Below are 21,158 nucleotides of genomic sequence, written 5' to 3'. Positions count from 1 at the left end.
GCTGTGTAAAAAGGAGACGCTTCAGATTTATAATAGAATCTGAAGCGTCTCCTTTTTGTTGTTGCCAAGTTAATTGAGGAACCGGGCGACCACAATGTTTGATTAAGTGCTGTTCGCACTTAAAATTTGGGTTGGGTAAAATTAATAATACAATAAAAATTTGATTAAATTATATTGCAAAATTATGATAATATCAAGACATTTTTGCAAAATAAAAAATTTTTTACATGCTCTTGGAAATTTCTTCACAAGTTTTCATGGCTTCGATTACGGAGCTGCGGAAGCCTTTTTCTTCCAAAACACGGACAGCTTCAATAGTTGTTCCTGCCGGGGAACATACCATATCTTTTAACTCACCTGGATGCTTTCCGGTTTCCAGAACCATTTTCGCACTTCCAAGAACTGCCTGGGCAGCGAACTGGTAAGCCTGAGCTCTTGGCATACCACCGGAAACGGCTGCATCAGCCATAGCTTCGATAAACATAAATACATAAGCCGGGGAGCTTCCGCTAACAGAAACGACGGTGTCCATCAGGCGCTCTGGAATGATCTCAACGCGTCCGAAACTCTCCAGAAGTGTGAGGACATAAGCAATCTCTTCTTTTGTCATATATTCATTCGGGCATGCGGCAGTCATACCTGCTCCCACAAGCGCCGGAGTATTTGGCATTGTACGGACAATTTTTACATTTTTACCAAACTGTTCCTTTAACCACGCCAAAGTTTTGCCTGGTGCGATTGTGATAATGATCTGATCTTCACGAACATCATCTTTGATTTCGGCAATTACCTCTGCATAGAACTGCGGTTTTACAGATAAAATGACAATATCAGAACTATTGATAACTTCATGGTTGTCAGCAGTTACCTGAATTTTGAACTGCTCTTTTACACGCTCGCGTCCAGCTTCCATGACATCTGCTCCGATAATATCATTTGCAGGGATGATTTGATTCTTTATAATACCGCCCATAATAGCAGACGCCATATTTCCAGTGCCGATAAAACCTAATTTCATAGTGATTCCTTCTTTCTTATTATTTGCCTTGCCCATGTTCGTTCATTTCCGGGTGGAAAATGTGTAGTTTAGCCGTATTGCTAAGATTCGTTTGGTAATCATTTTCCAGGCATCTTAGGAAAATAATAGCATTCTGGAAAAATGAAGTCAATCCGAAGTTAAAGGAATCGCTCTTGCGAGTTTGGGCAGGGATGACATTGTGAGACTCGCTCTTGTAGGAAGTGACAGAGTTGGATATAATGTACAAGAAATAATTTTTGCATTTGCATTTTTGAAATTAAGTGAAAATATATAGAAATTTGGTTAGGAAGTGACTGAATATGAAAAAAGAACTGGATTATTTTACAATAGAAGGGTGCTACGGAGGCAATCAGGACTGGTTCACGAATCTGGTTATGCATATGGGTGGCTGTGCTGCAGCGACCGCATGCGACAGCTGCATTTATTTCGGACTTCGGAATGAAAAGATGAAGCCGCTTTATCCATTCGATATAGAATGCCTTACAAAAGAAGATTATAAGGCATTCAGCCAGATCATGAAACCTTACCTCAAACCACGTGCTGGCGGTGTACGGAAGCTTAGCTGGTTCGTGGAAGGTCTTGGACGATATATTCAAGATGTAAATGAAGCGAAACACACGGATATTTACATCAGGATGGAAGAATTCTGTGGTGATCATACATGGCAGGAAGCAGCTATATTTATTAAAGAACAACTAGATCAGGACATTCCTGTACCGTACCTGCTTTTGCGCCATCAGAACGAAGCCTACAAAGACTATATCTGGCATTGGTTCCTGCTCACCGGATACGAAGAAAAAGATGGAAAAATGTACATCAAAACAGCAACTTATGGGGAAAGCGATACCTTCGAACTTGAAGACTTCTGGAACACCGGCTGCGAAGAAAAAGGAGGCCTCATACGCCTTACACCACACTACAATTAATTAGGCAACGTGTTTGCCCATCCAGCTTTCAGATATAGAATAAAAAGTAACAATAGAATATATCAGTACCAGGAAATATTGACGATACACCTAACCTACGCTACAATATTACTCAGGATTTTCGAAAATTATCGGGAACAGAATGACTGCAAATTTAGATTTGCTTTTCGGGTAATTTCCAACAATCTGAGAAAAATTAAAATAAAAATATAGAAGAAAGAGGTATACAACATGGCAAACCCAATCGTAACATTTGAAATGGAAAACGGTGACATTATGAAAGCAGAATTATATCCGGAAATTGCTCCGAACACAGTGAACAACTTTATTTCACTGGTTCAGAACGGATTCTATGACGGACTCATCTTCCACAGAGTGATTCGAGGATTCATGATCCAGGGTGGATGCCCGGATGGAACAGGCATGGGCGGTCCGGGATACACAATCAAAGGCGAGTTCTCACAGAATGGTTTTGCAAATGATTTAAGACACACAGAGGGTGTTCTTTCTATGGCAAGAGCAATGCATCCGGATTCAGCAGGTTCCCAGTTCTTCATTATGCACAAGAATTCCCCGCATCTGGACGGAGCTTACGCTGCATTTGGTAAGATTACAGAAGGAATGGATATTGTAAATAAAATTGCTGAGACAGCAACCGATTACAGTGACAGACCACTGGAAGAGCAGAAGATGAAAAAAGTTACGGTAGACACAATGGGAGTAGAATACCCGGCTCCGGAGAGAGTTTAAGATAAAAAGTAAACAGTTAAATTAGAGGAGGCACAAAAAGCCCATGGATATGATACAGACAGACAAGCTGGTATTTGAATATGACAAACGGGATGAAGATGGCAATATTATCGGCAAGTCCCGGGCAATCGATGAGGTGGATATCGATGTGAAAGAAGGGCAGTTTATTGCAATTCTTGGTCATAACGGTTCAGGAAAGTCCACATTTGCAAAACATATAAATGCGCTTCTTGTGCCAACTGATGGAACGATGTGGGTAGACGGACGTGACACGAAAGATCCGAACGAGCTGTGGAATGTAAGACAGAGTGCGGGCATGGTTTTTCAGAATCCAGACAATCAGATTATCGGAACGGTCGTGGAGGAAGATGTTGGATTTGGCCCGGAGAATCTGGGCGTACCAACCGACGAAATCTGGAAACGTGTAGAAGACAGTTTGAAATCTGTTGGAATGATTTCTTACCGGCATCATTCACCCAATAAGCTTTCCGGTGGACAGAAGCAGCGTGTAGCAATTGCCGGGGTCATCGCTATGGAGCCGAAATGCATCGTTCTTGATGAGCCGACAGCTATGCTGGATCCGATGGGGAGAAAAGAAGTTTTAAAAACAGTGCAGAAGTTAAGAGAGCAGAAGAAAGTTACGGTTATACTGATCACACATTATATGGAAGAAGTGGTCGATGCAGACAAGATTTATGTTATGGATCACGGGCATGTAGTGATGGAAGGAACACCGAAAGAAATCTTCTCTCAGGTCGATACATTGAAGCACTACAGATTAGATGTTCCGCAGGTGACGATTCTTGCGGACGAGCTTAAGAAACGAGGACTTGACATTCCGGATGGAATTTTGACGAAGGAAGAACTGGTGGAGGCATTATGTCAATTAAAATAGAACATTTGAATTATGTATACAGTGAAGGCACAGCCTACGAAAAACATGCGTTAAAAGACATTTGCCTGGAGATTCCACATGGAGAATTTGTGGGGATCATCGGACATACAGGTTCCGGAAAGTCTACGCTGATCCAGCATCTGAATGGACTGATCAAAGGAACAAGCGGAGCCATCTATTATAATGGAAAGAACATTTACCAGGATGGGTACGATATGCGGGCACTCAGAAGCCAGGTGGGGCTTGTGTTTCAATATCCGGAGCATCAGTTATTTGAAATAGATGTGCTGACGGATGTGTGTTTTGGACCGAAGAATCAGGGATTGTCACAGCAAGAGTGTGAGGCACGGGCGCTGGAGGCATTGAAGCTTGTAGGATTAAAAGAAAAATATTATAAATCATCACCATTTGAACTCTCAGGAGGGCAGAAGCGAAGAGTTGCAATTGCCGGGGTACTGGCAATGCGTCCGAAGGTGCTTGTACTGGACGAGCCGACTGCGGGATTAGATCCGAAGGGGCGCGACGAGATTCTGGATCAGATTGCATATCTGCACAAGGAATCGGATCTGACGGTTATTCTGGTTTCCCATAGTATGGAGGATATCGCCAGATATGCGGATCGGTTGATTGTGATGAACAGTGGTGAAGTGATGTATAACGATACCCCGAAAAATGTGTTCGCACATTATCAGGAACTGGAGAAGGTCGGACTTGCAGCACCGCAGGTGACATACATTATGCATGATCTGAAGATGAAAGGATTCCCGGTAGGTGTGACTGCTACAACTGTAGAAGAGGCAGCAGATGAGATTATGCATGCATTAGGAAGACAATAGCAAAAAAAGATAAAAGGCTTGTAAATAGATATTGGAGATATAAAAAATGATTCGAGACATTACAATAGGACAATATTATCCGGCAAAAAGTATATTGCACAGACTGGATCCAAGAGTGAAGGTTGTATCCACACTTTTATTCTTGATTTCATTATTCCTGTTTCGGAGTATTCCAGGATACATCATTGCGACCGCATTTCTTGTGATGGTAGTACGTTTGTCAAAAGTACCGTTTGGTTATATTGTGAAAGGTCTGAAGCCGATTATCATGATTTTGATGTTGACGGTATTATTTCAGTTGTTCCTGACAAGAGGCGGTGCCACATTAGTTCACTGGTGGATCTTTACAATCACAGAAGAAGGACTGGTAAATGCGGTGTATATGGCGATCCGATTGATTTATCTGATTATTGGATCATCATTAATGACATTTACAACGACACCGAATGAGCTGACAGATGCTATTGAGAAGCTGCTTGGACCGTTGAACAAAATTCATATTCCGGTTCACGAGATCGCTATGACAATGTCTATAGCACTTCGCTTTATCCCAATTCTTCTGGAGGAGACGGACAAGATTATGAAGGCACAGATTGCCAGAGGTGCAGATTTTGAAAGTGGAAATATGCTTCAAAGAGCAAAAGCTATGATTCCAATCCTTGTACCGCTTTTTGTATCTGCGTTCCGCCATGCAAATGACCTTGCCATGGCGATGGAGGCAAGATGCTACCACGGAGGAGAAGGACGTACGAAGATGAAACCGCTTCGTTATGTGAGCCGTGACCGTGTGGCCTATGCAATTGTGATTTTTTATGTGGCAGCAGTATTCGTGATTGGAAGATATGTACCGTTTCATATCTGGATTTTTTAACAGGAGGTTTTGAAGAGTGAGAAGAATTCGGATAGCAGTTGCCTATGACGGTACCAATTACTGTGGCTGGCAGATTCAGCCGAACGGTATTACAATAGAAGAAATCCTAAATAGACAGATCAGTAAACTGACCGGAGAAGATATCCGGATCATAGGTGCAAGCCGGACAGATTCCGGAGTACATGCACTTGGAAATGTAGCCGTTTTTGATACAGAATCCCGGATTCCGGGAGACCGGTTCGCACATGCACTGAATCAGAAGATGCCGGAAGATATTGTGATCGTAAGATCTGACGAAGTACAGATAGATTGGCATCCGAGATATCAGAACGAGATATCCAAAACATATGAATATCACATTTATAACGCGAAGGTGAGAAATCCGCTGAAAAACCGGTACAGCACCTTCGTTTCTTTCGATTTAGATGTGGAAAAGATGAGACAAGGTGCGAAATACATTTTAGGGGAGCATGATTTTGCAAGCTTCTGCAATGTACGGACTAATGCGAAAGATACCGTGCGTACAGTGCATGAAATAACAATTAAAGAGATTCCAATGGATAAGTTCCAGGCTTCGAATTGGGGACAGGAAAATTCAAATTTAGAAAATGAAAAAGAAATCGTTATTCGTGTAACGGGAAATGGCTTCCTATATAATATGGTTCGTATCATTGCCGGAACGTTGATCCGTGTGGGGCGTGGATTCTATGAACCAGAGAAAATCAGAGATATTCTGGAGGCGAAGGAACATACTTCCGAGGGAATAACAGCACCGCCGAATGGACTGGTGCTTGTATCAATAGATTATCCACTGTAAACGCTTTCAACAGAAGAATATAAGAAAAATGTAAGAAAAAAATAAGAAATTTGTATTTTTTCTTTGAATTATTAAGAACTCTGTGATAAACTATCTAGGATATATAATTCTATGGAGGGATTGGACAATGGACAATTACATGTATCTGGTTCCGGTTGCGGCTGTAGTAGCTTTGTTATTTGCTGTATACCTTGCAAATAAAGTAAGCAAAATGGACGCTGGAACTGACAGAATGAAAGAGATTGCAGATGCAATCGCTGAAGGTGCTCGTGCATTCTTAGGTGCAGAGTACAAGATTCTTGTTATCTTCGTTGCAGTACTTTTCGTACTGATCGGAGTAGGAATTCAAAACTGGATTGAAGCTATTTGTTTCGTAGTTGGAGCGCTGTTCTCAACAATCGCAGGATACTGCGGAATGACAGTTGCTACAAAAGCTAACGTTAGAACAGCTAACGCTGCAAAAGAGCACGGAATGAACAAAGCTCTTTCAATTGCATTCTCAGGTGGAGCCGTTATGGGAATGTGCGTAGCAGGACTTGGTGCACTTGGTGTCAGCCTTGTTTACATTTTTACTAAGAACACAGACGTATTATTTGGATTCAGTCTTGGTGCTTCATCTATCGCGCTTTTCGCACGTGTAGGTGGAGGAATCTATACAAAGGCAGCTGACGTTGGAGCTGACCTTGTAGGTAAAGTTGAGGCTGGTATTCCAGAGGATGACCCGCGTAACCCGGCAGTTATCGCTGACAACGTTGGAGATAACGTAGGTGACGTAGCAGGAATGGGTGCTGACCTGTTCGAGTCATATGTTGGATCATTAGTATCTGCTCTGACACTTGGTGTTGCTGTGGCAGCTGTAGAAGGAGTATTATTCCCACTGGCTATTTCCGGATGCGGACTGATCGCTTCTATCATTGCTACATTCTTTGTAAAAGGTGATGAGAACTCTAACCCGCAGAAAGCTCTTACAAGAGGAAGCTATGTATCTGCAGCATTAGTTATCATCGTATCTCTGGCACTTAGCTGGACATTATTTGGAAACATGAACGCAGCAATCGCAGTCATCGCTGGTCTGATTGTCGGCGTTATCATTGGTAATATTACAGAGTACTACACATCTGCAGATTACAAACCGGTTCAGGGAATCGGAGAGCAGTCTGAGACAGGTGCAGCTACAACAATCATCAGTGGACTTGCAGTTGGTATGAAATCAACAGCTATCCCGCTTCTTCTGATCTGTGTAGCTATCTTTATTTCATATCAGACATTTGGACTTTACGGAATTGCTCTTGCAGCCGTAGGTATGCTTTCAACAACAGGTATCACTGTTGCAGTTGATGCTTATGGACCGATCGCTGACAATGCCGGTGGTATTGCAGAGATGTCTGGTCTTGAGGAGTCAGTTCGTGACATCACAGACAAACTTGACTCTGTTGGTAACACAACAGCAGCTATGGGTAAAGGATTCGCTATCGGATCTGCAGCTCTTACAGCACTTGCACTGTTTGTATCATACGCACAGGCAGTTAAACTTGATTCCATCAGTATCCTTGATTACAAAGTAATCATCGGTATCTTCATCGGTGGTATGCTTACATTCCTGTTCTCTGCATTTACAATGGAGTCAGTATCTAAAGCAGCTTACAAGATGATCGAGGAAGTTAGACGTCAGTTCCGTGAGAAACCGGGCATCATGAAAGGTGAGGAGAAACCGGACTACAAGTCATGTGTAGGAATTTCTACAACAGCAGCTCTTCACGAGATGCTTCTCCCAGGAGTTATGGCAGTAGCAGCTCCATTGGTTGTAGGTATCGTTCTTGGCGTTGAGGCTCTTGGCGGACTTCTTGCAGGAGCTCTTGTAACAGGAGTTCTTATGGCAATCTTCATGTCCAACGCAGGTGGAGCATGGGATAACGCTAAGAAGTACATCGAGACAGGACATCACGGTGGAAAAGGAAGCGAGGCTCACAAAGCAGCCGTTGTTGGTGATACAGTAGGAGATCCATTCAAGGATACTTCAGGACCGTCAATCAACATCCTGATCAAACTTATGACAGTAGTATCTCTCGTATTCGCACCATTATTCTTATCAATTGGTGGATTACTGTAATACATATTATGAGATTAAAAACGAGACATTGAAAAATGTCTCGTTTTTTTACGCAATTAACAATATCGGTCTCTCTTTTTATGAAGTTGGTTCTCTAATGGAACGATGCTGACATATTCTGCGTTGTTCTCTTCGATGCATGTCCTGGCAGCTTCAATATCATCAGGATGTATCAGAAGCGCCATTCCGCAGGCGGCTTTGCCATCTGTCGCCCGAGGGGCTGGTGCGATACGATTCGGGATATCGTGATCGCACAGAAGCTCGTGGAGCATCATCCCCTGGGTGTGATTATCAAAGAGTATGTAATAGCGGATATGTTCGTTTTTATCTTCCATTATTTGCTTAACATCTCCACAAATGCACCGATTCTTGTGCGGAGCTGTTCAGCGTCTGTATCGGTGTAATCTGTTTCCAGAGAGAGAACCGGAATGTTCTTTTCTTTTAATGCTTCGGCAACTGCGCGTTTCTCTGTATCATACAGGCAGCAGAACATGAGGCTGCAGTCGATGACTCCATCTACCTGGTATTCATCTACCATGCGGAGAATGTCATCGATACGTCCGGTGTTCGGTGTGAAGCAAGCACAGTTTGTCTTCATGTAACGTCTGGACAGATTCATGAACTGCTCGTCCAGTGTCTCGCCAGATTCATCAACAAGGTTTTCGAAGTATCTTGTTCCGGTACACATCTCTTCACAGACAACAGCAGCGCCGCTTGTCTCAATGATATTGTGTAATTTCCAGTTTGGAACTGCAAGAGGTGTTCCTGTGATCAGGATACGTTTTGTTCCTTCCGGAACGACAGATACACCATCTTTGATGCGCTGCTCCAGTTCGTCAGCCAGGCGGTTGCACATCTGAGCACAACGTACCGGGTCATCAAAGAAGGAAATCTGAGTCATAAGCAGAGCATCACGTCCGGAGATTGGCAGACATTTTGACTTTCTGCAATCATAAACTCTCTGCATTGCTTTTCGTTTTTCGTTACAGATTTTGATTGCCTCAGCAAGCTTTTCCGGTGTTACTTTGTTACCAGTGAAATCTTCTACAACTTTTGCAAAATCAGCAATTTCATCTTTCCATTTTACAATATCTTTTTCGCGTTTCATCTGAGGAACGTCCATAATATGCATCGGAACGTCTTTTCCAAGAATCTCATAAGCTTTCTTTTTGCCATCACATGTAGTTTCCCCGACATACATGTCTGCAATACGGAAGAATGGGCAGGTACGTCCAAGTCTTGCACCAACAGAAGCTTTTACAAGCGGGCACATATTTTTCGGCAGAACTTTTTCTCCGTCTGGAACCCAGAACTGGGAACCACCACAGAGTCCGGTCACAATACCATTAGCAGCGATGACAACTTCATCTGGTACATATACGCAAAATGTTCCGAATACTTTGCGTCCTTTTTTCTGCTCCTCAATTAATTCAGCTGGGCGGATACCATGTACCTCAGCAATGACCATATCCCAGAAATCCATTGCTTTCGGTCGGTTCTCCTGTGTCATAAATACATCCCCAACTGCTGTTGGAAGAACCTGACAGAGATTGTCATGATTATTGATATCCATTCCAAGGTCTTCCCACATTTTTACATAATCAGCCATGTTATTATTCCTCCTCTTTGACATTGACTCTTTGATTGTTAGAATCAAACATTCATTGCGATTAATCCTATGTGATTATTGTAAGAAATAACGAATATGTTAGTCAATGCATACGCAAGATTGTGCAAAATAACTATAAATGATGAACTCTTATAGAAAAAATAAATAGGTTAGTTTTGGCTTACATAGCCTTGAAACACAACATTTTTTGTGTTAATATAAAAAACGGAACTTATTTTTGTATTTAATATCGAAGAGAGGTAATAAACGTGACAAAAGTTGACATTATATCTGGATTCCTTGGAGCCGGAAAGACTACATTTATTAAAGAACTGATTGAAAAAGTTTTCGCAGGCGAGAAGCTTGTGCTGATTGAAAATGAATTTGGTGAGATTGGTATTGATGGTGGATTTCTTCAGGATGCAGGAATCGAGATTACTGAAATGAACTCAGGCTGCATCTGCTGTACACTGGTCGGAGATTTTAGTGTAGCACTTAAAAAAGTACTGGATGAGTATCACCCGGATCACGTAATTATTGAGCCATCAGGAGTCGGCAAACTTTCTGATGTTGCAGCAGCGATTGAAAATGTAAAAGAAGATGCAGACATTGAAATAGAAGGAAGAATTACAGTTGTAGATGGCAAGAAAGCGAAAATGTACCTGGACAACTTTGGAGAGTTTTTCGAGAACCAGGTGGAGCATGCATCGACAATCGTAATCAGCAGAACTCAGAATATGACAGACGAGAAGATAGAGGCTTGTGTACATCTTTTAAGAGAGAAGAATGACAAGGCTACAATCATTTCTACACCGTGGGATCAGCTGAGCGGAGACGCAATCCGTCACGCTCTCGAGCACGGTGCAGAGATCGAAGGATTATTTGAGCATCATCACGATCATGACGAGGAGTGCACATGCGGTCATCACCATGAGCATCATCACGACCATGATGAGGAGTGTACATGCGGCCATCACCATGAGCATCATCACGATCATGACGAGGAGTGTGGATGCGGTCATCACCATGAGCATCATCATGACCATGATGAGGAGTGTAGTTGTGGATGCGGCCACCACCATCATCACCATGCGGATGAAGTGTTCACAAGCTGGGGTAAGGAAACTGCGCACAAGTACACAGAGGAAGAGCTGGATTACTTATTGAAAGCATTGTCTGAGACAGATGCTTATGGAACAATCCTTCGTTCCAAAGGAATTATCCAGATGACAGACGGTAAATGGAAGCAGTTTGATCTTGTTCCGCAGGAGTATGAGGTCAGAGATGGAAATGCTGATTATGCAGGACGTATGGTTGTAATTGGAACAGATCTCAAAGAAGACGAACTGGCTAAATTATTCCATGTACAATAGTAAAGATATAAAGGAGCAGCAAAAACAATGATGGAACCAACACCAGTATATATATGTACCGGATTTCTGGACAGTGGAAAGACGTTGCTTGTCAAAGATACTTTGATGGAGCAGGAATGGATCGAACCGGGACTTACACTTCTGATTCTTTGTGAAGAAGGTGAGGAAGAATATTCCAAGGAATATCTGGAAGAAAATGATATGGTGCTTTTAAAGATAGATAAATTTGAGCAGTTAAATGCAGCATTTTTTACAAACTGCGAGAAGAACTATCATCCGGCGCAGGTTGTCATTGAATACAATGGAATGTGGAAGCTGGAAGATTTGTTACAGCTTAAGTACCCACGCAAATGGCAGATTCAGGGAATTTATTCTACTGTTAATGGAACGACACTGGATATGTACCTGAAAAACATGAGAAATATGTTGATGGAGCAGCTTACCGAGTCAGAGCTTATCATTATCAACCGTTGCCCGGAAGGTGTGGATCGTTCCGGATTCAGACGTGCACTTAAGGTACAGAATCCAATGGCACAGTTGATATTTGAAGGAATGGACGGCAAGATCATTCAGCCGACAGCTGAAGACCTGCCATTTGATATTAAGGAAAATCCAATTAAAGTTGAAGATGAAGACTTTGGAATCTGGTATGTAGATGCATATGATCATCCAGACCAGTATATGGATAAAGAGATTGAGTTTGTCGCACAGGCATTTCGTCCGAAAGGAATGAAGAATGATATGTTCGTTCCTGTCAGAAAAATTATGACCTGCTGTGCAGATGATGTCCGTCTGTATGGATATCCGTGTAAGATTCCAAAAGTTACAAATATCCAGATGCAGAAATGGTATCGTGTTCGTGTAAGATATTCCTTTGAGCCGACAGAGCCATTTGCACCAGAGCAGCCGGTACTGTATCTGATGCACATTGAACCGGCCGAGGCACCGGAACAGGATTATGTATATCTTGGATAAATGTATTACACAATCTGCTTGACAAAGCATGTCAAATCAGTTAGCATAACAGCAGGTAAAGAAAATATAACCAATATGCAAAGGCAATGAAGGGAAGAAGTAGTGGTGGATACACCCGTACAGAGAGCAGCCGGCAGGTGAGAGGCGCACGAAGGAAGAGACTACGAATACATCCCAAAGCTGCACACCGAAATCCAGAACCATGCAGAATGAGGAGACGTACAATCAAAAAGAACGTAAGAGAAATGTATTCTGAGGCAGGGACGAGTAGGCTGTGACGAGAAGCACCCGTTAACGTGCTTAAGCTGTGAATGCGGCTTAATGAGGCTGGCAGGCGTAAGCTGTCAGTAAAATAAGGTGGTACCACGATATATGTCGTCCTTGTCCGGTAGCGGACAAGGACGTTTTTATATAATAGGAAATTGCATTTCCTATTATATAAAAAAAGCCTCCGGCAGGATGCGCACTCGCGCGAATAAGAATCAACATATCGTCCTTATAAAAATATGAATGAGATAAAGGAGAGAAAATCATGGGAATTTATGAAGAGTTACAGGCGAGAGGTCTGATCGCTCAGGTAACAGATGAAGAAAGAATCAGAGATTTAGTAAACAATGGAAAAGCAACATTTTATATTGGATTTGATCCGACGGCGGACAGTCTTCACGTAGGACATTTTATGGCACTGTGTCTGATGAAGCGTCTGCAGGAAGCAGGTAATAAACCAATTGCTCTGATCGGTGGGGGAACAGGATACATCGGAGATCCATCTGGAAGAACAGATATGAGAAGTATGATGACTCCAGAGCAGATCCAGCATAACTGTGATTGCTTTAAAAAGCAGATGAGCCGTTTCATCGATTTCTCAGATGGAAAAGCACTTATGGTTAATAATGCAGACTGGCTTCTTGGGCTGAACTATATAGAAGTCCTTCGCGAAATTGGTCCGCATTTTTCTGTAAACCGTATGCTGACAGCAGAGTGTTACAAGCAGAGAATGGAAAAAGGACTTAGCTTCCTCGAGTTCAACTACATGATCATGCAGGCGTATGATTTCTATGAGTTGTTCCAAAAATACGGCTGTAATCTGGAATTTGGCGGAGATGATCAGTGGAGCAATATGCTTGCAGGTACAGAGTTGATTCGTCGTAAACTTGGAAAAGATGCTTCTGCTATGACAATTACACTGCTTCTGAACTCCGAAGGAAAGAAGATGGGCAAAACACAGAGCGGTGCAGTATGGCTTGATCCAAACAAGACTTCCCCATTTGAGTTTTACCAGTATTGGAGAAATGTAGGAGATGCTGACGTTCTCAAATGTATCCGTATGCTGACATTCCTTCCGTTAGAAGAGATTGACGCAATGGATAAATGGGAAGGAGCAGAGCTTAACAAAGCGAAAGAAATCCTTGCATTTGAGCTGACAAGTCTTGTTCATGGTGAAGAAGAGGCTAAAAAAGCACAGGAGGCTGCAAAGGCATTATTTAGTACAGGTGCTGCAGCAGATATGCCTAAGACAGAACTTACAGAGGCTGATCTTACAGATGGCAACATTGATATTATGACACTGCTTGTAAAATGCGGTCTGACAGCTTCCAAATCTGAAGCGCGCCGTGCAGTACAGCAAGGTGGAGTGTCTGTAGATGGAGAGAAAATCACAGATATTGCCCACACATTTGCCGGAGAAGATTTTGGCGGAGAAGGAATCGTTCTGAAAAAAGGAAAGAAAAATTTCCGCAAGGTCATTGTAAAATAAAATATAATTATATAAAATGATGTTGGGGACTTTTGCCCCAATATTATAAAGGTAAATATTATCATAAGTAGAGGGTGGAACCTATGAAGTGTCCAAGATGTGACAAACCGATTAACGATGGAGAATCTTACTGCCCACATTGTGGGTACAAACTGGAAAAAAAGAAATCAAGGACATGGATCATGATAGGCGGCGTTGTGCTGGCTGGAGTCGTGCTTGGCTCTGTTGTCGCACAGACCGGTTACCATGCGTTCGAAAAACAGGTCAGTGAGACGCAAGGTGAGCTGACTGAAGATTCGAAAGATGCACTGCCGGATCAGAAGACAATAGAGGCAAATAAGAAGAAAAACGAGACAGAACGAAAGCAGGAAGAACAGCAGGAACAGGAAGATAAAAAAGAAGCTGAGATTACAATTTCTGTAGACGAAGCAACTCCTGTGGATCTTGATTCTTATGTACAGATTCAGCCTGTATCTTCCAAGGCGAGTTCAGAACTTGATGATAACACAGCCGAGAAAGCAATTGACGGTCAGGAAGTGACGTCGTGGCAGGAAGATGTAGCAGGATACGGACATGGTGAAAATCTTACACTTAAATTTGAAAAAACATATACGGTAAAGTATCTTGCACTGAAACTTGGAAGCTGGAAAGATGATGCTGCGTATGAGCAGAATAACAGACCGAAAGAACTGGATATTCAGACCGACCATTTCATTCGGAAAGTTACATTTTCAGATGAAAAAAAAGAATACTGGGTCACATTTTCAGATACATGTAAAACCTCTGAACTTAAGCTGATTATTGAGCAGGTATACAGAGGTCTCAAGACGAGCTGGAATGACACTTGTATTGCAGAAGTGCAGGTTTATGGAACTGAAGAATAAAAGGAGTGAATGAAATATGGCATTTCATGAAGTACCAATTGAAAGTCTTGAATTTAACCCATTTAAGAAGATAAGTAAACAGTGGATGCTGATTACAGCAGGAGATGAGAAGAAGTCAAACACGATGACAGCAAGCTGGGGTGGTCTTGGTATTATGTGGGGAAAGAATGTTGCAACTGCATACATCCGCCCAAACCGTTATACAAAAGAATTTGTAGATCAGACGGATCACTTTACGTTATCATTTCTCCCGGAGGAGGAGCGCAAAGCGCTGAACTACTGTGGAACAGTCAGTGGACGTGATGTGGAGGATAAGTGGGCAGCAGCCGGACTTCATCCTTATCCGGTCGACGGAACAACAGGAGTGGAAGAAGCAGAGATGATTTTTGTATGTAAGAAATTATATCATCAGGAAATGAAACCAGAGTGCTTTGATGCACCGGAAAACGATGAAAGATGGTATCCAGAGAAAGATTACCACATAATGTACATGGCAGAAATCGAGAAAGTACTGGTGAAATAATGAAAGTTTCAACAAAAGGAAGGTATGCACTTCGGATCATGATCGATCTTGCAGAGCATAACACAGGTGAATATATTCGCTTAAAAGATATTTCAAAGCGACAGGGGATTACATTGAAATATATGGAGCAGATCATGCCGATTCTCACGAAATCAGGATATGTAAAGAGCTTTCGTGGAAATAACGGTGGTTATATGCTGGCAAAAAAACCAGAAGAATATACAGCTGGAGAGATTTTACGGGCAGCAGAAGGCAGTCTGGCTCCGGTAAGCTGCATTGAAGATGAGCCAAATGCATGCGGACATTATGAACAGTGTAGGACAGTGAAGTTTTGGGAAGGTCTTTGGGATGTGATCATAGAGTACACGGATCGATTTACTCTTGCAGATCTGATGAAAAATGAAGACATTGAAAACCCAATATGCAAAGAAGGCTAAAACGTAAGACAGGAGTGTAAGATATGACACTGACACAGTTAAGATACGTGATTACAATTGCAGATACCGGGTCTATGAATGAGGCATCAAAAGCACTTTTTATCTCGCAGCCAAGTTTGTCGCAGGCGGTCAAAGAGCTGGAGACAGAGATTGGAGTAGAGTTATTCAAGCGAAGCAACCGAGGGGTGTCGGTTACCCAGGAAGGAATCGAATTTCTGGGATACGCAAGACAAGTTGTAGAACAATATGAACTGATTGAGTCTCATTATATCGAACGTAAAAATGTAAAGAAAAAATTCGGAGTGTCTATGCAGCATTATACATTTGCAGTTAATGCATTTGTGGAAATGGTCAGACAGTTTGGCATGGATGAGTACGAGTTTGCGGTCCGTGAGACGAAAACATATGAAGTCATTGAAGATGTAAAGGAATTTCGCAGCGAGATAGGAATTATTTATATCAATGATTTTAATCAGAAGGTATTGACGAAGATGATTAAGGAGTCTGATCTGGAATTTCATCCAATTTTGGACTGTGGTGTCTATGTTTATCTTTGGAAAGGGCATCCTCTTGCAAATAAGGAAGAGATTTCCATAGAAGAACTGGAAGAATACCCGTGTCTTGCATTTGAGCAGGGGAATTATAATTCGTTCTATTTTGCAGAGGAAGTGTTAAGTACTTACGAATACAAGCGCCTGATCCGGGCGAATGACCGGGCGACCCTTTTAAATCTCATGGTAGGGTTGAATGCATACACACTTTGCTGTGGCATTATATGTGAGGGACTCAACGGTGAAGATTACTGTGCAGTGAAGCTGAAATCCAATGAGCATATGACGATTGGTTATCTGAAGCGAAAGGGTGTGGCGCTTAGTCCTTTGGGACAGAAATATCTGGAAGAAATCCGAAAATACAAAGCTATGGGCATGGACATCCGTGGCGTGGAAGATATAAAAGCGGATCAAAAGCAGAGCTAGAAGTGAAGATGAAAATATGAGAAAGATACAGGAAGCTGACTATAGGAATTACTTATAGCCAGCTTTCTCTTTTACATATTAGACAGGTAGGAATTGTCATGCTATTATATACCTATCAAACAGATAGGAAATGTGTTTGATAGAAACAATGAAAATAGCAGAGCAATCTGCAAAAAACACACCCAAAAAACAAGTGAGATTGTTGGCAAGGTGAATAGAGATTTAGTAGAAGAAAAGGAGATAGGGATTATGAGTGAAAAAATTACAAGAGAGAACAGAAAATTTAAATTTGAGACATTGCAGTTACATGTAGGACAGGAGCAGCCGGACCCGGTTACAGATGCAAGAGCAGTTCCGATTTACCAGACATCATCTTATGTATTCCGCAACAGCGATCATGCAGCAGCAAGATTTGGTCTGGCAGATGCTGGTAACATTTACGGACGTCTGACAAACCCGACAGAAGATGTATTCGAAAAAAGAATCGCAGCACTGGAAGGTGGAGTTGCAGCACTTGCAGTTGCTTCCGGAGCTGCCGCAATTTCATACACAATCGAGAACCTGGCACAGAACGGTGACCACATCGTAGCGGCTAAAAACATTTATGGTGGATCCTTCAACTTATTAGAACACACACTTCCACAGTATGGAATCACAACAACATTTGTTGACATTTTTAATGAGGAAGAGGTTGAGGCAGCATTCCAGGAAAATACAAAAGCATTATTCATTGAGACACTTGGAAATCCGAACTCAGATGTAGTAGATGTAGAAAAATATGCAAAAATTGCACATGCACATAAAGTACCGTTGGTAGTAGACAACACATTTGCAACACCTTATCTTGTAAGACCAATCGAGTACGGTGCTGACATCGTTGTACATTCCGCAACAAAATTCATCGGTGGACACGGAACAACAATCGGTGGAGTCATTGTAGACGGAGGAAAATTTGACTGGGAAGCATCGGGAAAATTCCCTTCACTGACAGAACCAAACCCAAGTTATCACGGAATCAGCTTCACAAAAGCAGTTGGAGCCGCAGCATTTGTTACAAAGATCCGTGCAATCCTGCTTCGTGATACAGGTGCAACAATTTCACCATTCCATTCATTCCTGTTCTTACAGGGACTTGAGACACTTTCACTTCGTGTAGAGCGTCATGTACAGAATGCACTGAAAGTTGTAGAATACTTGAACAACCATCCACAGGTAGAGCATGTAAATCACCCATCTGTATCCACAGATCCAGAGCAGCAGGAACTTTACAAGAAATACTTTCCGAACGGTGGAGGATCTATCTTCACATTCGAAATCAAAGGAGATGCGCAGAAAGCAAAAGACTTTATCGATAATTTGGAGCTCTTCTCACTCCTTGCAAATGTAGCCGATGTTAAATCACTTGTAATCCATCCGGCAACAACAACACATAGCCAGTGCACGGAAGAAGAACTGTTAGACCAGGGAATCAAACCAAACACTATCAGACTTTCTATCGGTACTGAAAATATTGACGATATTATCCAAGACCTTGATGAAGCATTCAAGGCAGTAAAATAACCCTATCTCACATGAATTGGGAACGTAGCTAATCAATGATTGACTACGTCCCCAATTCAATTTTACGCAGGGCAAAACTTATTAAAATTTCAAGTACATCGTACTATATGGTGGGATTTCTAATTTTCCGTCCATATGAATTTCTGTATCACTAATCAGGTCATGGACCGTTCCATTCAATTCCTGATGCCATGCGGTATAGGGTGAGTCAGATGCATTGACAGTGACCAGTATACGTTCTTTTTCTGAGCAACGCTCGAATATGAGTTGATGATTCTGGATCACTACATTTCGGTAAGAGCCATTGCAGAGTGCATCACTGTTTTGACGGATCTGGATTAATTTTTTAATGAATTTTGTGAGTTCATTTGGTTTTGGTGCATCAAAACATGGGCGAAGTGCATAATCATTGTCTGGTGCTTTCTCGCCTTTTTCGCCCCATTCACTTCCATAATAAAGGCATGGTATGCCTGGCATACCAAGAAGCAGACCGTATGCCAGCGGAATATGTGCCGGGTTAGTCAGAATGCTGGCGAGTCTTGTGACATCGTGGTTGTCAGCAAAAGTCATAAGATGCTTTCCGCGGTAAATGCACCAATCCTCTGGCCCAAACTGGCGGTTCAGGGAATGTGCGATTTCAAAAAGATTCATGCAATTGAAGCTGGAATAAAGTCCTTTATAACATTCGTAATTCGTGCAACTGTGAAGCATTTCATCATTGACAATCTGGTTATAATCTCCGAAAAGAACTTCTCCAATCAAGGCAAAATCGGGCTTTAATTCCTGAGTGAACTGTCGCAGACGTTTCATAAATTCGCGGTCCAGGCAGTATGCAACATCAAGCCTGAGTCCATCGATGTCAAAAGTATCAATCCAGAAGCGGACACAGTCCAAAAGATAATCGACCACTGTCGGATTTTGGAGATTTAATTTGACCAGTTCAAAATGTCCTTCCCATCCTTCATACCAGAATCCATCGTTATAACAACTGTTACCATCAAAACTAATGTGGAACCAATCCTTATATGGAGAGTCCCATTTCTTTTCCTGGACATCACGAAATGCCCAAAAGCCACGGCCGACATGATTAAACACACCGTCCAGTACAATCTTGATATCGTGATCATGCAAATCCTTGCAGACATCTGAAAAATCTTCGTTCGTGCCAAGCCGGCAGTCGATTTTTCGAAAATCTCTTGTGTCATATCCATGATTGTCGGAATCAAAGATTGGATTTAATAAAATGGAATCTACACCGAGGTCTTTTAGATAATCGGACCACTCCATGATCTTGCGGATGCGGGGAACTGTTACACCGTCATTGTGCACCGGAGCACCACAGAACCCAATTGGATAAATTTGATAAAATACACTGTTATAAGTCCACATAATTATGCCTTCTTTCTTTATGTAATATTATTTCTTTTTTATAGTAATTTGGAACCAGATAAATAGAATCAAGCCCTTTAAAATAGAAGTGATGGAAATGCTCCACCAGATTCCGCTAAGTGCCAGTGGCGTTGCAGTCAGTGCAAGTGCCATCGGGATTCGAAGCAGATTCAAAGTAATTCCGGTAATGGAAGGCGGCAGTGTCCTGCCATAACCACAAAATGCACCGGAGGTTGTAATCTCCAGGCTGGTAAATAATTGAGAAAAACCAAGGATTATCAAGTAGCTGATTCCCATCGGGATAACATCAGGTTCTGTGATGAAAATCTTAAAAATCGGAGTCGGAAAGCATACCAAAAGTATGGTGCAGAAAAGCCCCCACGGAAGTACGATTTTCAGAGCGGACCGATATCCGGCATGGATCCTGTCTTCTTTTCCGGCACCGTGATTTTGAGCAATAAAGGAATTGACGGCAGAGGCAAAACCATCTGAAGTCATCCAGGAAATCGATTCAATCTGCGCGCCGACTTTTTGTACGGCAACTGCAGCATCACCATATCCGGCAACCAGTCTTGCTATGGTCATGGAAATGCCAGTAAATACAAGACTCTGCAGACAGGAAGGAAGACCGAGCCGGAAAATTTCTGAAGCTTTCTTAGAATCTGGAGCTTGCAGTAAATGAATATGGTGAAACAAAATCTGGTCTTGGCTTGCAAAAAATAAAAAAAGTAGTGTAACAACCATTTGTGCAATGATCGTCGCAATGGCTGCTCCCGTAACTTTTAATGCAGGAAATGGACCAATCCCGAAAATCAGAAGCGGATCCAGAATGATGTTGATAACAAGTCCTACGCTAGTAGAAAGAAAGGCGGGATGACTATTTCCGATAGCAGTAAACAGTCCGGCAAATATCTGATTTAAGAATGAAAATATTACAAGCCCACATGTAATCATCAGGTAGCTGACAGCATCATTTATAACGGATCTGCTTGCCAAATGAAAGAAAGCAATCAAAGGTTTGGAAAAAATCGTACATACCAGTCCATACAAAACGCCGAGAAGAAGTGTCATCTGAAATGTAGTGGCGGCATAACGCCCTGCAAAGTCTGTGCGTCCGGCACCAACTGCATGACCAACGTGAACCTGACCTCCCATTCTTGCTAAAGTAACAAGTCCGTTAGAAAGCCACATATACATGCCGGCAGCGCCGACAGAAGCGACAGCGGAACTTCCCAGGCGTCCAATCCAGATCATGTCGATCATATTATAAGCCATCTGGATCAGCGAAGTTGCCATGATAGGAAGAGCAAGTTTTGTAAGTGAAGATAAAATAGGACCATTTATCAGGTCAATTTTCTTTTGCATATCAATAATTTCCCCCCCAGCCTGTCCGAAAACCTTATTTTTAGGCATAAATTTAGCCCCTTTCCT

At 42.2% G+C, this 21,158-nt stretch carries 20 protein-coding genes; 15 read left to right on the top strand and 5 right to left on the bottom strand.

The annotated features are described in order from the left end of the window. Positions 1-223: 223 nt before the first annotated feature. A complete protein-coding gene (gene proC / locus LI149_RS10050) occupies positions 224-1,018 on the bottom strand; it encodes a pyrroline-5-carboxylate reductase (RefSeq protein WP_117658025.1) in 795 nt (264 codons plus the stop codon). Between the two features lie 320 nt (positions 1,019-1,338). Between proC and LI149_RS10045 the strand changes: the two genes are divergently transcribed. From LI149_RS10045 to LI149_RS10015, 7 genes are all read left to right on the top strand, one after another. Then, complete coding sequence (locus tag LI149_RS10045; RefSeq protein ID WP_227086848.1) at positions 1,339-1,965, top strand: hypothetical protein; 627 nt, start codon at positions 1,339-1,341, stop codon at positions 1,963-1,965. Positions 1,966-2,196: 231 nt separating this feature from the next. Further along, the gene (locus tag LI149_RS10040) at positions 2,197-2,715 is read left to right on the top strand and encodes a peptidylprolyl isomerase (protein WP_005335991.1); all 519 of its coding nucleotides are present in this window, start codon (positions 2,197-2,199) and stop codon (positions 2,713-2,715) included. Between the two features lie 43 nt (positions 2,716-2,758). Continuing rightward, positions 2,759-3,610, top strand: coding sequence for an energy-coupling factor transporter ATPase (locus LI149_RS10035; protein ID WP_005335990.1), 852 nt, complete (start codon positions 2,759-2,761; stop codon positions 3,608-3,610). Then, entirely contained in the window at positions 3,595-4,446 is an 852-nt protein-coding gene (locus tag LI149_RS10030; RefSeq protein ID WP_173785516.1) for an energy-coupling factor transporter ATPase, read from the top strand. Before LI149_RS10035 ends, LI149_RS10030 begins: the two co-directional genes overlap by 16 nt. 46 nt (positions 4,447-4,492) lie before the next feature. Then, positions 4,493-5,317, top strand: coding sequence for an energy-coupling factor transporter transmembrane protein EcfT (locus LI149_RS10025; RefSeq protein WP_227143301.1), 825 nt, complete (start codon positions 4,493-4,495; stop codon positions 5,315-5,317). A 16-nt stretch (positions 5,318-5,333) separates the two neighbouring features. Continuing rightward, positions 5,334-6,134, top strand: a complete 801-nt coding sequence (gene truA, locus LI149_RS10020; protein WP_227143300.1) for a tRNA pseudouridine(38-40) synthase TruA — start codon at positions 5,334-5,336, stop codon at positions 6,132-6,134. Between the two features lie 127 nt (positions 6,135-6,261). Further along, the gene (locus LI149_RS10015; protein WP_168933989.1) at positions 6,262-8,244 is read left to right on the top strand and encodes a sodium-translocating pyrophosphatase; all 1,983 of its coding nucleotides are present in this window, start codon (positions 6,262-6,264) and stop codon (positions 8,242-8,244) included. A 56-nt stretch (positions 8,245-8,300) separates the two neighbouring features. Here the strand turns inward: LI149_RS10015 and LI149_RS10010 are convergent, their stop codons facing one another. Then, a complete protein-coding gene (locus LI149_RS10010; RefSeq protein ID WP_005335984.1) occupies positions 8,301-8,579 on the bottom strand; it encodes a DUF3343 domain-containing protein in 279 nt (92 codons plus the stop codon). Then, positions 8,579-9,853: a double-cubane-cluster-containing anaerobic reductase gene (locus LI149_RS10005; protein WP_040015741.1), complete on the bottom strand. Its 1,275-nt coding sequence runs from the start codon at positions 9,851-9,853 to the stop codon at positions 8,579-8,581. Before LI149_RS10005 ends, LI149_RS10010 begins: the two co-directional genes overlap by 1 nt. A 269-nt stretch (positions 9,854-10,122) precedes the next feature. On the opposite strand from LI149_RS10005, the gene LI149_RS10000 reads away from it, so the two are divergent. From LI149_RS10000 to LI149_RS09965, 8 genes are all read left to right on the top strand, one after another. Next, positions 10,123-11,226, top strand: a complete 1,104-nt coding sequence (locus tag LI149_RS10000; RefSeq protein ID WP_173790160.1) for a CobW family GTP-binding protein — start codon at positions 10,123-10,125, stop codon at positions 11,224-11,226. Between the two features lie 27 nt (positions 11,227-11,253). Further along, complete coding sequence (locus LI149_RS09995; protein ID WP_005335979.1) at positions 11,254-12,201, top strand: GTP-binding protein; 948 nt, start codon at positions 11,254-11,256, stop codon at positions 12,199-12,201. 532 nt (positions 12,202-12,733) lie between these two features. Beyond that, the gene (tyrS, locus tag LI149_RS09990) at positions 12,734-13,957 is read left to right on the top strand and encodes a tyrosine--tRNA ligase (protein ID WP_005335975.1); all 1,224 of its coding nucleotides are present in this window, start codon (positions 12,734-12,736) and stop codon (positions 13,955-13,957) included. Positions 13,958-14,040: 83 nt separating this feature from the next. After that, positions 14,041-14,841 (top strand): zinc ribbon domain-containing protein, encoded by an 801-nt coding sequence (locus tag LI149_RS09985; protein WP_227143299.1) that lies wholly within the window; start codon positions 14,041-14,043, stop codon positions 14,839-14,841. 16 nt (positions 14,842-14,857) lie between these two features. Continuing rightward, positions 14,858-15,364 (top strand): flavin reductase family protein, encoded by a 507-nt coding sequence (locus LI149_RS09980; protein WP_005335968.1) that lies wholly within the window; start codon positions 14,858-14,860, stop codon positions 15,362-15,364. Beyond that, positions 15,364-15,801, top strand: coding sequence for an Rrf2 family transcriptional regulator (locus LI149_RS09975; protein ID WP_117494877.1), 438 nt, complete (start codon positions 15,364-15,366; stop codon positions 15,799-15,801). Before LI149_RS09980 ends, LI149_RS09975 begins: the two co-directional genes overlap by 1 nt. Positions 15,802-15,824: 23 nt before the next feature. Continuing rightward, positions 15,825-16,778, top strand: coding sequence for a LysR family transcriptional regulator (locus tag LI149_RS09970; RefSeq protein WP_005335964.1), 954 nt, complete (start codon positions 15,825-15,827; stop codon positions 16,776-16,778). A 249-nt stretch (positions 16,779-17,027) separates the two neighbouring features. Continuing rightward, the gene (locus tag LI149_RS09965) at positions 17,028-18,338 is read left to right on the top strand and encodes an O-acetylhomoserine aminocarboxypropyltransferase/cysteine synthase family protein (protein ID WP_040015740.1); all 1,311 of its coding nucleotides are present in this window, start codon (positions 17,028-17,030) and stop codon (positions 18,336-18,338) included. Positions 18,339-18,419: 81 nt separating this feature from the next. Here the strand turns inward: LI149_RS09965 and LI149_RS09960 are convergent, their stop codons facing one another. Next, complete coding sequence (locus tag LI149_RS09960; protein WP_227143298.1) at positions 18,420-19,727, bottom strand: alpha-amylase family glycosyl hydrolase; 1,308 nt, start codon at positions 19,725-19,727, stop codon at positions 18,420-18,422. Positions 19,728-19,754: 27 nt separating this feature from the next. Then, positions 19,755-21,092: an MATE family efflux transporter gene (locus LI149_RS09955; RefSeq protein WP_173785520.1), complete on the bottom strand. Its 1,338-nt coding sequence runs from the start codon at positions 21,090-21,092 to the stop codon at positions 19,755-19,757. Between the last annotated feature and the right edge of the window lie 66 nt (positions 21,093-21,158).

Origin of the sequence: Dorea sp. 210702-DFI.3.17, assembly GCF_020560825.1 — a bacterium.
GTDB classification, from domain to species: domain Bacteria; phylum Bacillota; class Clostridia; order Lachnospirales; family Lachnospiraceae; genus Dorea; species Dorea formicigenerans.
This window is presented reverse-complemented; position numbering and strand designations above follow the sequence as displayed.